The organism is Brevibacillus sp. SAFN-007a (assembly GCF_051967035.1).
GTDB lineage: Bacteria > Bacillota > Bacilli > Brevibacillales > Brevibacillaceae > Brevibacillus.
This window is the reverse complement of record NZ_JBQCKK010000028.1, coordinates 1-13,083: the sequence shown is the minus strand read 5'-3', so window position 1 is coordinate 13,083 and position 13,083 is coordinate 1. Positions and strand designations below refer to the sequence as shown.

Genomic DNA, 13,083 nt, shown 5'->3' with positions numbered 1-13,083 from the left:
CTTTTCTATGCTTCATAAGCATAAAGTTATGAAAGTTGGGTATCGTAATCTTGACATAATGACATTGATGCAGCTTGATTGGGGGAAGAACGGGATGATGATGGACGGAATGATGATGAACAACTCGATTATAATGATGATGTGCTTCGGGATGTTTGTAGGAATGCTTATTTTTATTGCAGCCTTGGGGATTACAACATTTTGGGTGATTCGGTTGCTGATGAGGAAAAGTAGAGTAGAGGATTACCCATTGATGATTTTAAAAGAGAGTTTAGCAAAAGGGGAAATAAGCGAAGAGGAATATCGACAAACGCGAAACATGTTAAATCAAGATAAATAACAAATTTTAAACAACTTGATAGATGGACAATACCGTTAGATTTTGCCAGATCATGGCCCAATTTGAGATCAATAGGTCACTAGGGGTGATCCGGAAATAGGATGAAACATGTTGGTAAACGGGGAACAGGCACCTGACAACGGGTGTCTTTTTTCAACCAATCCTCATATCTTTTTGCTATACTTTTCCAAAAAACATTCTTGAAATAGGTGAGAGATCATGATTGATCTAAATTCAATTGACGGCTGGTTTACACAAATCATTGAACTTTACAAAAAAGACCCCAATTCCGTTTACAACACATGGTTTGCGAAAGACAGCCGGTTAAAGTATTTCCGCTCCATCCGAAAAGGCATCACCAAGGTAATTGACGAAATAGAGAAAGGTTCTTTTGGAAACGACTTCAAAGGGTCTTCGCTGGAATCTGTACTGCAATCCATTTCTGAGCAAAAGGAGGTTTTCCAAGGTGCAAGCCATGCCTTTATCTGGAAACCAAAACTGCGGATTCCTGATATTTATGAGAATGAAGAAAACAAACGCGCATTCGGAGCATTTTTGGAGGCCTGCCTACAAGGACAGTCGGAAACTTCGTTGTTGAAAGAAGTTGATAAGCTCGCGAATCGAAAGATCAAGGGGTTGGGACCCGCTGTTGCCAATATCTTGTACTTTTTGCACCCTACAATTTTTCCCCCTTTTAATACTGCCATGGTGGAAGGGTTTAACCTGCTGTTTCAGCAGAAGATTAAGCTGGGCTCTTGGGAATCCTATCTTTTCATGAGGGAGATTATCAATCAGGTGAACAAGGCGTACATCCGAGAACTATCCAAAGATTTGGGGATGGTCACCGGTCTACTTTTTGAAGTAGGAACCGGAGAAATCCAGCCACCGCTTTCCTCCGGCATCGTTGTCAAAATGGACGAAGAAAAAATAAGAAAATATCTAGATAAGCGTTCAAGCTCCACAAGCATGATGAATAAGGAAGAAAATGCTCATCAGGAGCAACAGTATTTACTCGCAAAACTAGGGTGGGCTTTGGGCTACGATGTTTGGATCGCAGTAAACGATCACGGAAAGGAATACGGTGGGGAAAAACTGGGGAGGCAGTCGTTGAAGGTTTTCCCTGCTTTGCCTTACCCGCAAGAAGTAGTGGATACGGCAAAACTGATTGACGTTATCTGGTTTAAGAAAAATACGAATGACATAGAGGCTGTTTTTGAGGTGGAGAACACCACTTCTATCTATTCAGGCATATTGCGAATGTATGATTTATCTCTTTCGCTTGGCAGGAAGCAAGTTTGCTATTTAGTGGCACCTAAAAACAGGGAAAAGGAAATTCTGGCTCAAGTCAGGCGCCCATCCTTTCATGATTTAGCGGACATGGAACTTCGCTATTTGTTTTTTGAGGAAATTTGTGATCATTGTGAAGCCATGTGTAAATTTGGGAATGATAAAGGCGTGCTTGATAAATTGGCGAAAGATTGCTGTTAAATAGGCAGCACAGGAATGACCATAATATAAAAGGATACCGACTGTGGATATAATGACAATTAGAGCTTGTATTACGTTGATTGCTTCCTATGTTTTGTTCATAAATAAACTCCTTCAATCTGGTCTCAAACTGTATAATCTCACCTGGAAGGGAATTATAAGAACATAAAGTAATTTTCACTAATCACAAACAGATTAGGAAGATGTTGAAATCACTTTCGTGCTGGAGTTGGTCTGTGGATCAGTATACAGAAGCAAAATTTGTAAATAATTGTTGACATACTTTAGGGGGGTATTGTACATTTGGATTGTGAGGTGATGAACCGAGGTGAACAAGGAAGAATTGCTTGAAAATGAAGTGGATTCTGACCACTGTTGCACGCATCATGGGGAACGGAAAAGCCATCATTCGGAGAAGACCAAAAACAATCTGATCTCCCGTTTGAACCGCATTGAAGGCCAGATCCGGGGCGTCAAAGGCATGATTGAGAAAGATACGTACTGTGATGACGTGCTGAACCAGATATCCGCCATCCAGTCCGCCCTGAACAGCGTCGGCAAGCTCTTGCTGGAAGGACACATGAAGAGCTGTATTATCGAACGCATTCAGGCCGGGGAGCATGAAGTGATCGATGAGCTTCTGGTTACCGTGAATAAATTGATGAAATAATAAGGACGGAAGGGAGCAAATTATGATGAAACAAGTAACGCTGCAAGTGAACGGAATGTCCTGCCAACATTGTGTCAACTCCATTGAAAAGGCGCTGAAGGAAGTGGGCGCATCCGGCAACGTGGATTTGAAAAGCAATTCGGTTACCGTGGAATTCGAGGAAAGCAAAGTTACGCTGGAGGCTGTGAAGGAAGCCATCGAAGAACAAGGGTACGATGTCGTGTAACAGTAAGTGAGGGCCACTCACGGGTGGCCTTTCTTTCTCAAACAAATATACCCCCTATGGGTATGAAATGAGGAGTAGATGAGGATGGAATTCATCGCAAAAGAAAACAAGCAGGCTACCCTGCAAATCACGGGCATGACCTGTGCGGCATGTGCCAATCGGATTGAAAAAGGGTTGAACAAACTGGAAGGCGTCACGTCCGCCAATGTCAATTTTGCCCTGGAGAAGGCGAGCGTTAGCTACGATCCGTCCAAAGTCGGCCTCGACCAACTGGAACAAACCATCCAGAAACTGGGATACGGCACCGCGAAGGAAGTGGCGGAATTTCAACTGGAAGGCATGACCTGCGCCGCTTGCGCCAACCGGATCGAGAAAGGGCTGAACAAGCTTCCCGGCGTGACCAACGCCACCGTCAACTTCGCCCTGGAAACCGCCCGCGTGGAATATACGCCCGGCGAGGTTTCCGTTGCCGATATGCAAAACAAGGTGAAACAGCTAGGCTACAAGGCGATTGTCAAGCAAGAGGAAGCGGATGCGGGCGATCACCGTCAGAAGGAGATCCAGCGCCAGAAGCGGAAGCTGATCATCTCGGCCATCCTCTCGCTCCCGCTGTTGTGGAGCATGGTGGGACACTTTTCCTTTACAACCTGGATCTACGTGCCGGAACTGTTCATGAACCCGTGGTTCCAACTTCTTCTGGCCACCCCGGTGCAGTTCATCATCGGCCGGCATTTCTACATTGGCGCTTACAAGGCGCTGCGCAACGGCAGTGCCAACATGGATGTACTAATCGCACTGGGTACTTCGGCTGCCTATTTCTACAGCCTGTATTTGACGCTGAACTGGTACGCCGTTGGTGGGGATCCGCATCACGGTCCTGCCATGTACTATGAAACAAGCGCCATTTTGATCACCCTGGTCATCATGGGAAAACTGTTCGAGGCGCTGGCCAAAGGCAGAACGTCCAATGCGATCAAATCGCTGATGGGGCTGCAGGCCAAGACGGCTTTGGTGCTGCGGGACGGCCAGGAAATCACCATTCCCGTGGAAGAGGTCCTGGTGGGAGATATCGTGCTGGTTCGCCCTGGTGACAAGATCCCGGTGGATGGCGTCGTGTTGGAGGGCTCCTCGTCCGTGGACGAATCGATGCTGACCGGGGAAAGCCTGCCGGTTGAAAAGAAAGTGGGCGATCCGGTCATCGGCGCGACCCTCAACAAAAACGGCATGCTGCGGATTCGGGCGACAAAAGTCGGGAAAGAAACGGCTCTTGCCCAAATCGTGAAGGTCGTGGAAGAAGCGCAGGGCTCGAAAGCGCCGATTCAACGGGTGGCGGACCGGATTTCCGGCATATTCGTACCCATCGTGGTCGGAATCGCGGTTGTGACTTCCCTGATCTGGTATTTCTTCGTGGCTCCCGGCGATGTGGCCCGAGCGCTGGAAAGCGCCATTGCCGTTCTCGTCATCGCCTGCCCCTGCGCACTTGGGCTGGCCACCCCGACTTCCATTATGGCCGGGTCCGGCCGCGCCGCCGAATTCGGGATTCTGTTCAAAGGCGGGGAACATCTGGAGCAAACGCACAAGATCGACACCATCATTCTCGACAAAACCGGGACGGTCACAAAAGGGAAACCGGAGCTGACCGATGTGCTGGCACAAGGCGATGAAACGGAATTCCTGCGGCTTGTCGGCGCCGCGGAAAAGAATTCGGAGCATCCGCTCGCCGAAGCGATTGTGAACGGCATCCGTGAGAAAAAGATCGAGCTGCCGGATACCCAGTCTTTCGAAGCGATCCCCGGATACGGGATCAGGGCGGCAGTAGAGGGAAAAGACATCCTGATCGGCACCCGCCGCTTGATGGAGAAATTCCAGGTAGAGGCAGCCCTTGCGTATGAACCCATGTCCCGCCTGGAGGAAGCGGGGAAAACGGCGATGCTGGTGGCCATCGACGGCCAATACGCCGGGATGGTCGCCGTAGCCGATACGATCAAGGAGACGTCCAAAGCGGCCGTCAGCCGATTGAAAGAGATGGGCATCCGGGTGATCATGATCACAGGGGACAACGAGCGGACGGCGAAGGCGATCGCCGCACAGGTCGGGATTGAGCATGTGCGTGCGGAAGTGCTTCCGGAAGGCAAGGCGGAAGAAGTGAAGAAACTGCAGGCCGAAGGAAAGAAAGTGGCGATGGTCGGCGACGGGATCAACGATGCGCCCGCCCTGGCCACAGCGGACATCGGGATGGCCATCGGTACAGGTACGGATGTCGCCATGGAGGCGGCGGATGTGACCCTGATGCGGGGCGACCTGTCGAGCATCCCGGACGCAATATTCATGAGCCGCATGACGATGAGGAACATCAAGGAGAACTTGTTCTGGGCCTTGGGGTACAACACGATCGGCATCCCGATTGCAGCAGTCGGATTGTTGGCGCCCTGGATCGCAGGCGCCGCGATGGCGTTAAGCTCGGTTTCCGTCGTGCTCAACGCGCTTCGCCTGCAGCGGGTAAAAATCCGGCATTAAAGGAGAATGTTCCATGGGAGAGGTAACGAAAATTGCGGTAAATCCCCCCATTCAAGTGGGGGGGAGTATCTTCACACCGGAGCAGCTGGCTATGATTGGCACCCTTGCCGGTTCGGGTGCGAGAATTGAAATGACCCCTTTCAAACAGCTGTACGTGGAGGTTCCCCTCGAACAGCGCGACAGAATCAAGGAAGAACTGGAACGATCCGGGCTTGAAGTGTACCCGACCGGTTTTGTAACGAAAAGCCTGATTGCCTGCAATTTTTGTAAAGGGGCGGATGCGGCTGGACTCGAAACGGCACGCAGCTTGAATCAGGCGATTGTCGGCATCGAAACCCCCGCCCCTCTGAAAATCGGCTATGCGGGCTGCGCTCTGGGTACGAGCGAACCTCTGCTGAAGGATATCGGGGTCGTCAAAATGCGAGATACATTTGATATTTACGTCGGGGGAGAACCCAAAGGGCTGAAAGCTTCCACAGGGAGACTGCTTGCATCCGGAGTAACGGAAGAACAGCTGATTCCGGTTATCGTAAAAATCGTCGACTATTATAAGGCGCATGCAAAAGGCAAAGAGAAATTCAGCAAATTTGTTAATCGTCTGTCCATTGAACAGATTCACCAAAACGTTAAGTAAAAGGTCCATGATGGACCTTTTTTTCATGAAATACAGGGTATGATAACGAATAGGAGTGAATTAACCAAACACATAACCAAGGAAGAAGTGGTTCATTTGACCAAAGTGAAAAACAAGGGCCATGCCCATCATACCATGCATGAAGAATCGACTGCAGACAACAACCCCATGCATTCTCACCAACATGACCACGGAGGGAAAGCCGAACATCCTGATGAATCACACGGATTGGACAAGCATGCCGGTCACCACGTGGAAGATTTTAAGGAACGATTTTTCATTTCTCTGGCCGTTACGATTCCTATTCTGTTCCTGTCTCCAATGATCCAAATGTTTCTTAATGTAAATTGGCGGTTTCCATACGACTTTGTGGTGCTTTTTCTTCTTTCTTCCTTTGTCTTCTTCTATGGCGGCTCACCATTTTTGTCGGGCGCGTACCAAGAGCTAAAACATAGAGTTCCCGGCATGATGACACTGATTGCCCTTGCGATTGTCGTCGCTTACGGGTATAGTTCATTAATCGTCTTTGGATGGACAGAGGTTGAATTCTTCTGGGAATTGGTCACCCTCATTGACATCATGCTGTTGGGTCATTGGCTCGAGATGCGATCCATCATGGGTGCTTCCAATGCATTGGAGGAACTGGTCAAGCTGATTCCTTCCCAAGCGCATCTCGTGACTGAACACGGAGAAGTAAGAGATGTAGTGGTAGCGGAGTTGAAACCCCAACAGAAGATCCTGATCAAACCAGGCGAGCGAATACCAGTTGACGGAATCATTACAACCGGCCAATCTTCTGTAGACGAGTCCATGCTCACCGGCGAATCCGTACCCGTAGTCAAAAAGTCGGGAGACCGAGTCATCGGGGGCGCCATCAATGGAGAAGGTTCACTGACCGTCACCGTGCAGAATGAAGGCGGGGCGGGATATTTGTCCCAGGTGATCAAGTTGGTCAAAGAAGCGCAGGAATCGAAATCCAAAGCGCAGAGTTTGTCTGATAAAGCTGCAAAATGGTTGTTTTACATCGCATTGGCGGCCGGCTCTATCACCTTGGCCGTGTGGCTGCTGCTGGGGTACAGCTTCGATTTTGCCATGCAGCGAATGGTTACGGTGATGATTATCGCATGTCCCCACGCGCTGGGTCTTGCCGTTCCTCTGGTTATCTCTACATCCACAACATTGGCGGCGCAAAAAGGGCTGTTGATTCGCAACCGTACTGCATTTGAGGAAGCCCGAAATGTAAACGCCGTCGTATTTGACAAGACGGGGACCCTGACCCAGGGAAAGTTTGGCATTACCGACATTCTTCCGGCAGCCGGTTATGATGAAACGGAATTACTCAGGATTGTGGGTTCATTGGAAGCCCAGTCAGAGCATCCCATATCGAAAGGTATCACCGATGAAGTGAAAAAGCGCGGCATTGCCGTACCTACTCCAGAAAAATACGAAAACCTGACCGGCGAAGGCATTCAGGGGATCGTAAACGGCAAGGGTGTAAAAGTGGTCAGTCCCGGTTTTATGAGCGCAAAACATTATGAGTTTCCCGTTGAGGATTACAACCGGATGGCTGCCCAGGGTAAAACCGTTGTTTTCACGGTCGTAGATCAACAATATGCCGGAATGATCGCATTGGCTGACCAGGTCCGGGAAAGCGCAGGGAACGCCATTGAAAAATTGAAAACGATGGGCATCCGATCGATGATGTTGACCGGCGACAACAGGCAAGTAGCGGAGTTGGTCGGGAAAGAACTTCGTATGGACGAAATTTATGCGGAAGTCCTGCCCCATGAGAAGGCGGGTAAAATAAAGGAGATTCAGGACAGCGGCTTTCGTGTGGCCATGACAGGAGACGGGGTGAATGACGCCCCGGCATTAGCGAGAGCCGATCTAGGCATTGCAGTAGGCGCCGGGACGGATGTTGCCATCGAAACAGCAGATGTTGTTCTTGTCCGCAGTGATCCGGAAGACGTTGTTTCGATTATTCATCTATCGCGAAGGACATATAGAAAGATGGTTCAAAATCTGTGGTGGGCAACCGGCTACAACATCGTTACTATCCCGCTGGCTGCCGGTGTTCTGTATGGTGCCGGTATTCTACTAAGTCCGGCATTGGGTGCAGTTTTGATGTCCCTAAGCACCATTGTGGTGGCCATTAATGCGAAGTTGTTGAGAGCAGAGTAATGTAGAATCAATTCAAGGTTTAAACTGGGAAATTTGAAATAATGTTGGTTTCAGAACCAAGTTACTTGATTAAAATCGGTGGCGATGATGGGGCTGAGTGATCTTCATATTTTCTACATATGTATACCCTATAATAACCTTAGCTACTTCAGAAAGGGAGTGGAAGAACGATGGAATGGCTGTCATTCTTGTTACTGTTGGCATGTCCATTAATGATGCTGTTGTGCATGAAGGGGATGAATCATAGAGGGCATGGGGATTCCGGTAAAACGGAAAATCGGACAGAACTACATGAATTGCATGTAAAGATAGATGAGTTATCGAGACAGAATCAACAATTGCAACAGGATATTCAGACCATGAAAGGACGTCAATAAAAATAAAAAAACCAGTGTGCTTCTGTTAAATACCGAGACACACTGGTTTAATCATCCTTGAAAATTCACTTTTTGTTACCCATTGATAATTCCTCACGATTTCTCCAACGGTTGTTGGGCAGAAATTGACCAAATACACTGTAGTCTGTTCAGCTAAGTCTATAGTAGCATTTGCACCTTGCAACCCATCCATATGATTGGCTTCCAGTACAACTTCGTCTTCTGGTTGGAAAGGCTGTTTTGACTTTTTTGTTGAATTATCCATTGTGATTTATTACCCTTTCTCCACCTGCATTCGGAGTGTACGAAACGGTATAGACAGTCGTATTGTAGGTACCGACAACCGTAAAGCCTCAGCACCGTTCATGCCCGGTATGTGATCATCTATGATTATGCCTTGCAACTCAGCATTGACGATCGGATGATTCGGGAGTTGGTCACTTCGTAACCCGACACGAGAATGTCTTGTTCTTTGGGCCTCCTGGAGTGGGAAAAAGTCATCTGGTGGTGGCTTTGGCGGTAGAAGCTATCTCGTAAAGGATATCACGTTTACTTTGCAGTCTCACGCATTTCATTAAGGACTTGAGAAAAGCTTACGCGGAAAACAGGCTGGATAAACGCCTCCGCATCTATATTCGACCAAAACTCCTCGTTTCACAAGATTGGTAACTTATCGGTTAACAGATTGGCAGCTAACCTCTTAATCCAGGTAGTAAGTGCAAGGTACGAGAGAGTGGATATTCTGTTGACCAGTAACAAGAGTTTCGGTAATGGTTGGTACAGATGGACGACCGGATTCTTCCTAAACCGGCGATAGTGGGTCAAAATAAAGTCGGGGTTGACATTATTCTTCCTCTTGTATTGATATGCCACATAACGTCTGTTCGATAATTCTCTATCACCTCCATACTTTCTACATATTTTTTAAGTATACTCCTAATGATTCTACAAATTTCTTGTGAATAGTAGGAGATACATATGAATACTGGTAGAGCCGTTATTGCGTTCCTAGCAGGTCTCTGTACCTGGAGCATCGTTCCTATTGCTGACACTTGGGCACAAAAAGACACCGCAGCAAGTATTCAAAAGCAGCTGGATGACATTCGATATCAAAAAAGTAAGAAAGCACAGTCAATGCAAAGTATCGACGTAGAAATAGGGGGCTTAAATAAACAAGAAAAACAATTAAACCAAGAGTTGATGACCATCGACCTTAAGCGTAACGAGATCCAGCTTAAAATAGATCAATTGGAAAAGCAGATCGTGAATCAGAAAGGGCAAATGTTAGCGACACAAGAAACTTTGAACGAAATCTCTTTACGGTTGGCAGAGCGGGAATCACTTCTACGGGCGAGAGTAAAAGCCATGTACGAACAAGGAAATACAACCTATTTGGATTTGCTTTTAGGTTCAAAAAGTTTCGGAGAATTTCTAATACGTTTAGAAAGCATTCGATTTATCGTCAATCAAGACAATCGTATTATGGAAGAATATCAAGAGGATAAAATACTGCTAACTCAAAAAGAAGAAGAGATTCGGAACTCTCTGGCATCCATTGAGTCATTAATAGAGGAATCAGAGACCTACAAGGTGTCATTGGATCAACAGTATCAAAAGAGCGTGGTGATCAAAGCTGCCTTGAAAGAAAGGCAAGATGAGTTAATGGAAATTAAGGAAGAGGAAGAACTAAGATTGAAGGAATTAATGGCTGCGGAGTCTAAGAAACTTGCTGAGATGAAGAAACAATCTGAGAAGACGACGATAATGGGTTCCTCTGCATCTGCTCCAAAACGTTCTGCCCAAAATTCCAATAAGGTACGACAGCTCTCTCTACCACTTCCTTCTAATAGCTATAGAATTACCTCTCCTTTTGGTTTAAGAAAGGATCCATTTACCGGCAAGTCTTCTGGTCACAATGGTCTCGATATGGCTGCGCCAAAAGGTACAGACATCTATGCAGCAGAAGACGGGGTCGTCACTATTGCCAACTATATGAGCGGATATGGGAATGCGATTGTCATTAAACATGATGACGAGATTAGTACATTATATGCGCATATTCGCGAAGGAGGCATCATGGTTAAGAGTGGACAGGAAGTAAAAAGGGGGCAAAAAATTGCAGAGGTGGGATCAACCGGACGTTCAACGGGGAATCACCTTCATTTTACAGTATATAAAAATGAACAAGCTGTCGACCCCAATGGATATCTCAATTAATGATTAAAAGGAGAACGTAATAAGATCTGTACAAAACCAAGCACTGCTATGATTTCCGTACAGTCTCAAAGTAGAGGCATATACTTTCCAATCCCTAAATTGTAAATTCGGTCACAGTAATCCAGGTGAATCGAGAGCGCAAAAGGTTTATGTATATGGTCAAACTTTCCATTAAGGGGATGATCATTTAAGTTATACAAAAGAGACATAACGACCAAAGAGTGTTCAATGGAATGCTGCACAATCGTGGGTATTCACGAGAGGCTGAAGGGTTTGTTTCGTAACACGATCCAATTGTTTGAATTAGTAATGGATGAGTATTTGGGCTATACCAGAACTATAAAAAAGATGGACACCCACTTTGGCTATGATAAAACGACGGTAAAAACAAGAATACAACCAATATTCGTAACGGGAAGAGCAAAAAGACCATCGGCAGGGAATGCGGCGAACAGGAGATTTCTGTGCCTCGAGACACGGTATTCCGTAATACCGTTGATTAGCATGAACATGGGGCTTTTGGGTTTTAGTGATCTTCTGCTTAGTTTAGGAAGTAAATGGATTGTCAACACCAAACTAGACGGATTTCGTTGGTAACGGTGATTACCAACAGTTCGACAACTTACTCGTATTTTTGACATCTCAGATAGGGCCCCCAGGTAAAATTTACACCAAAGAATCAAGGTTTGATCCCGGACAGATGATTTCGTATATGGAGTGGCTCAACAAATAAGAAGCTGTTTGGGGACGAATTGGGGACGAAATTCGTCCCCAATCATCATAACGGTTCCTAACAAAACCGAAGGGTATCGCTCGAAAGCCTAATAAAATAAGCTTTCATCAGACTATAACAGGTTGCAGCCAAAGCGTTGTTTCCCTTAGAAGTGGTGAAACTCGTTGCTGTCGACTTTTCCTATAAGCCAAGTGAAATTTATATCAAAAAAGGTACTCCCACTAAGGTTACATTTAAGAATGAAGGGAACGTGGAGCACGATTTTGAATTGGTATCGGATGAAGACATCCTGATACAAACCACTTCCAGTACCAATCATCAACATGGAAAAACAGCTGCCAAGAAGGTGCATCTGCATGCCAAACCGGGAGAGACTGCTACTGTTGTCTTAAAGGCCACAGCTGCCGGGACTTATCAGTTTTATTGTACAATCCCAGGACACAAGGAAAGTGGCATGGTTGGAAGGATTACCTTCCTGTAATGATGGCTTTATGGACCTCTGTCAAGATAGTAGACATGGATTTTAGTGATTCACCGTATTGAAGTATTGCTGCCTTTCAAAATCAGATGGCGTGCAGTACCCGATCGTCGAGTGAATACGCTCATTGTTGTAAAATACTTCGATGTACTCGAAGATGCTTTTCTCGGCTTCAGCACGGGTCTCAAATTTATTCAAATAGATAAGTTCCTTTTTGATAATGCTATGAAAAGATTCAATGCAAGCGTTGTCGTAGCAGTTCCCTTTCCGGCTCATGCTCCCTGTCATGGAGTAAACCTGGAGTTGCTTTTGGTAGTCATGGGAGGCGTATTGGCTGCCGCGATCGGAATGATGCAACACTTCTCCATCGGGCTGCTGACGACCGTAAGCTTGCCTTAGCGCCTGCAGCACCAGCTCTTTTGTCATGCGGTCACTCATATGCCATCCAACGATCTTGCGGGAGTACAGATCCATTACGCTTGCCAGATACAGCCAACCCTCCCCGGTCGCGACATACGTAATATCTGTCACCCATTTCTCATTCGGTTTACTTGCCGTAAAGTCTTGGTTTAACACGTTGTCTTGTACCGGCAGGCTGTGCTTGGAATTCGTTGTGGCTTTATATTTCTTGACGGTTCTAGACCGCCACTCTTGCTTCTTCATAATCCGTGTTACGGTCCGTTCAGATATGCTGACTCCTTGCTGATTCAGCTTCTGCGTGACCTTTGGGCTCCCGTAAAGCTGACGGGAATCGTCGAACACTTCCTTGACCTGCTCTGTCCATTCTTTGTGCTGGCGCTCTCGTTCACTTTCAGGGCGATCACGCCATTTGTAATATCCGCTGCGAGATACGTTCATTACTTTGCACATCTTCTCCAGTCGGTACTCGGAGCGGTTTTCGTGGACGAATGAATATTTTACCGACGGTCTTTCGCGAAGAAGTGCATTGCCTTTTTTAAGATTTCGTTCTCCTCTTGCAACTCACGGATTTGCTTTTGCAGTTCCCGTAACTGATGGTTTTCGGACTTAAACACTTGATTTTGAACGATTTCCGGCTCGCTACCAAACTTCTTCATCCAACCGTACAAGGTATTGTCCTTTATCTTCAGTTCGCGGGCTACCTCCGCCACCGCCTTCCCGCTTTCTTTCTCTAAAGCCCCAAAATTGGATTTGAGTTATCACCCCTTATCTTGTTAATCTGGTATCAGAAGAACAGAGGGGG

13 protein-coding genes and 3 pseudogenes are annotated in these 13,083 nt (G+C 46.8%); 13 read left to right on the top strand and 3 right to left on the bottom strand.

What is annotated here, in order from left to right; translation table 11 throughout:
- The first annotated feature begins 94 nt into the window (after positions 1 to 94).
- The 8 genes from ACTHO6_RS19640 to ACTHO6_RS19605 all read left to right on the top strand — a co-directional run bounded on the left by ACTHO6_RS19640 (position 95) and on the right by ACTHO6_RS19605 (position 8,433).
- A complete protein-coding gene (locus ACTHO6_RS19640; protein ID WP_327921769.1) occupies positions 95 to 340 on the top strand; it encodes an SHOCT domain-containing protein in 246 nt (81 codons plus the stop codon).
- A gap of 219 nt (positions 341 to 559) precedes the next feature.
- Complete coding sequence (locus tag ACTHO6_RS19635) at positions 560 to 1,828, top strand: hypothetical protein (RefSeq protein ID WP_440243348.1); 1,269 nt, start codon at positions 560 to 562, stop codon at positions 1,826 to 1,828.
- 328 nt (positions 1,829 to 2,156) lie between these two features.
- On the top strand, positions 2,157 to 2,498 hold the full coding sequence (locus ACTHO6_RS19630) for a metal-sensitive transcriptional regulator (RefSeq protein WP_412677633.1): 342 nt from the start codon (positions 2,157 to 2,159) through the stop codon (positions 2,496 to 2,498).
- A gap of 25 nt (positions 2,499 to 2,523) precedes the next feature.
- Positions 2,524 to 2,724 carry a copper ion binding protein gene (locus ACTHO6_RS19625; protein WP_327921774.1) on the top strand — a complete coding sequence of 67 codons (201 nt, stop codon included), beginning with the start codon at positions 2,524 to 2,526 and terminating at the stop codon, positions 2,722 to 2,724.
- 84 nt (positions 2,725 to 2,808) lie between these two features.
- Positions 2,809 to 5,241: a heavy metal translocating P-type ATPase gene (locus ACTHO6_RS19620; protein ID WP_440243347.1), complete on the top strand. Its 2,433-nt coding sequence runs from the start codon at positions 2,809 to 2,811 to the stop codon at positions 5,239 to 5,241.
- Between the two features lie 13 nt (positions 5,242 to 5,254).
- On the top strand, positions 5,255 to 5,875 hold the full coding sequence (locus tag ACTHO6_RS19615) for a nitrite reductase (RefSeq protein WP_327921777.1): 621 nt from the start codon (positions 5,255 to 5,257) through the stop codon (positions 5,873 to 5,875).
- 135 nt (positions 5,876 to 6,010) lie between these two features.
- Complete coding sequence (locus ACTHO6_RS19610) at positions 6,011 to 8,056, top strand: copper-translocating P-type ATPase (RefSeq protein WP_412677634.1); 2,046 nt, start codon at positions 6,011 to 6,013, stop codon at positions 8,054 to 8,056.
- 170 nt (positions 8,057 to 8,226) lie between these two features.
- Complete coding sequence (locus ACTHO6_RS19605) at positions 8,227 to 8,433, top strand: DUF2933 domain-containing protein (RefSeq protein WP_412677632.1); 207 nt, start codon at positions 8,227 to 8,229, stop codon at positions 8,431 to 8,433.
- A 25-nt stretch (positions 8,434 to 8,458) separates the two neighbouring features.
- On the opposite strand, the gene ACTHO6_RS19600 is transcribed toward ACTHO6_RS19605, so the two are convergent.
- Together ACTHO6_RS19600 and ACTHO6_RS19595 are read right to left on the bottom strand one after the other, a co-directional pair.
- Positions 8,459 to 8,698, bottom strand: a complete 240-nt coding sequence (locus ACTHO6_RS19600; protein WP_327921778.1) for a YdhK family protein — start codon at positions 8,696 to 8,698, stop codon at positions 8,459 to 8,461.
- A pseudogene (locus tag ACTHO6_RS19595) lies at positions 8,691 to 8,744 on the bottom strand (hypothetical protein); the annotation flags it as partial. The gene ACTHO6_RS19600 and the pseudogene ACTHO6_RS19595, both read right to left, overlap by 8 nt.
- 154 nt (positions 8,745 to 8,898) lie before the next feature.
- Between ACTHO6_RS19595 and ACTHO6_RS19590 the strand changes: the two are divergent.
- From ACTHO6_RS19590 to ACTHO6_RS19570, 5 genes and pseudogenes are all read left to right on the top strand, one after another.
- Entirely contained in the window at positions 8,899 to 8,970 is a 72-nt protein-coding gene (locus ACTHO6_RS19590; protein WP_327921784.1) for an ATP-binding protein, read from the top strand.
- A gap of 76 nt (positions 8,971 to 9,046) precedes the next feature.
- Positions 9,047 to 9,250, top strand: a complete 204-nt coding sequence (locus tag ACTHO6_RS19585; RefSeq protein WP_327922374.1) for an ATP-binding protein — start codon at positions 9,047 to 9,049, stop codon at positions 9,248 to 9,250.
- A gap of 161 nt (positions 9,251 to 9,411) precedes the next feature.
- Positions 9,412 to 10,650, top strand: coding sequence for a murein hydrolase activator EnvC family protein (locus ACTHO6_RS19580; protein WP_327920212.1), 1,239 nt, complete (start codon positions 9,412 to 9,414; stop codon positions 10,648 to 10,650).
- 228 nt (positions 10,651 to 10,878) lie between these two features.
- A pseudogene (locus tag ACTHO6_RS19575) lies at positions 10,879 to 11,126 on the top strand (transposase); the annotation flags it as partial.
- A 393-nt stretch (positions 11,127 to 11,519) separates the two neighbouring features.
- Positions 11,520 to 11,864 (top strand): cupredoxin domain-containing protein, encoded by a 345-nt coding sequence (locus tag ACTHO6_RS19570; protein WP_440243346.1) that lies wholly within the window; start codon positions 11,520 to 11,522, stop codon positions 11,862 to 11,864.
- A gap of 42 nt (positions 11,865 to 11,906) precedes the next feature.
- Here ACTHO6_RS19570 and ACTHO6_RS19565 read toward each other — a convergent pair.
- Positions 11,907 to 13,015: pseudogene (locus ACTHO6_RS19565) on the bottom strand (IS3 family transposase); the annotation flags it as partial.
- Positions 13,016 to 13,083: the final 68 nt, after the last annotated feature.

Coding starts and splice junctions, on each gene's coding strand:
- ACTHO6_RS19620 (WP_440243347.1), top strand. CDS start 2,809: ATGGAATTCATCGCAAAAGAAAACAAGCAGGCTACCCTGCAAATCACG.
- ACTHO6_RS19580 (WP_327920212.1), top strand. CDS start 9,412: ATGAATACTGGTAGAGCCGTTATTGCGTTCCTAGCAGGTCTCTGTACC.
- ACTHO6_RS19615 (WP_327921777.1), top strand. CDS start 5,255: ATGGGAGAGGTAACGAAAATTGCGGTAAATCCCCCCATTCAAGTGGGG.
- ACTHO6_RS19640 (WP_327921769.1), top strand. CDS start 95: ATGATGATGGACGGAATGATGATGAACAACTCGATTATAATGATGATG.
- ACTHO6_RS19635 (WP_440243348.1), top strand. CDS start 560: ATGATTGATCTAAATTCAATTGACGGCTGGTTTACACAAATCATTGAA.
- ACTHO6_RS19625 (WP_327921774.1), top strand. CDS start 2,524: ATGAAACAAGTAACGCTGCAAGTGAACGGAATGTCCTGCCAACATTGT.
- ACTHO6_RS19610 (WP_412677634.1), top strand. CDS start 6,011: ATGCATGAAGAATCGACTGCAGACAACAACCCCATGCATTCTCACCAA.
- ACTHO6_RS19605 (WP_412677632.1), top strand. CDS start 8,227: ATGGAATGGCTGTCATTCTTGTTACTGTTGGCATGTCCATTAATGATG.
- ACTHO6_RS19600 (WP_327921778.1), bottom strand. CDS start 8,698: ATGGATAATTCAACAAAAAAGTCAAAACAGCCTTTCCAACCAGAAGAC.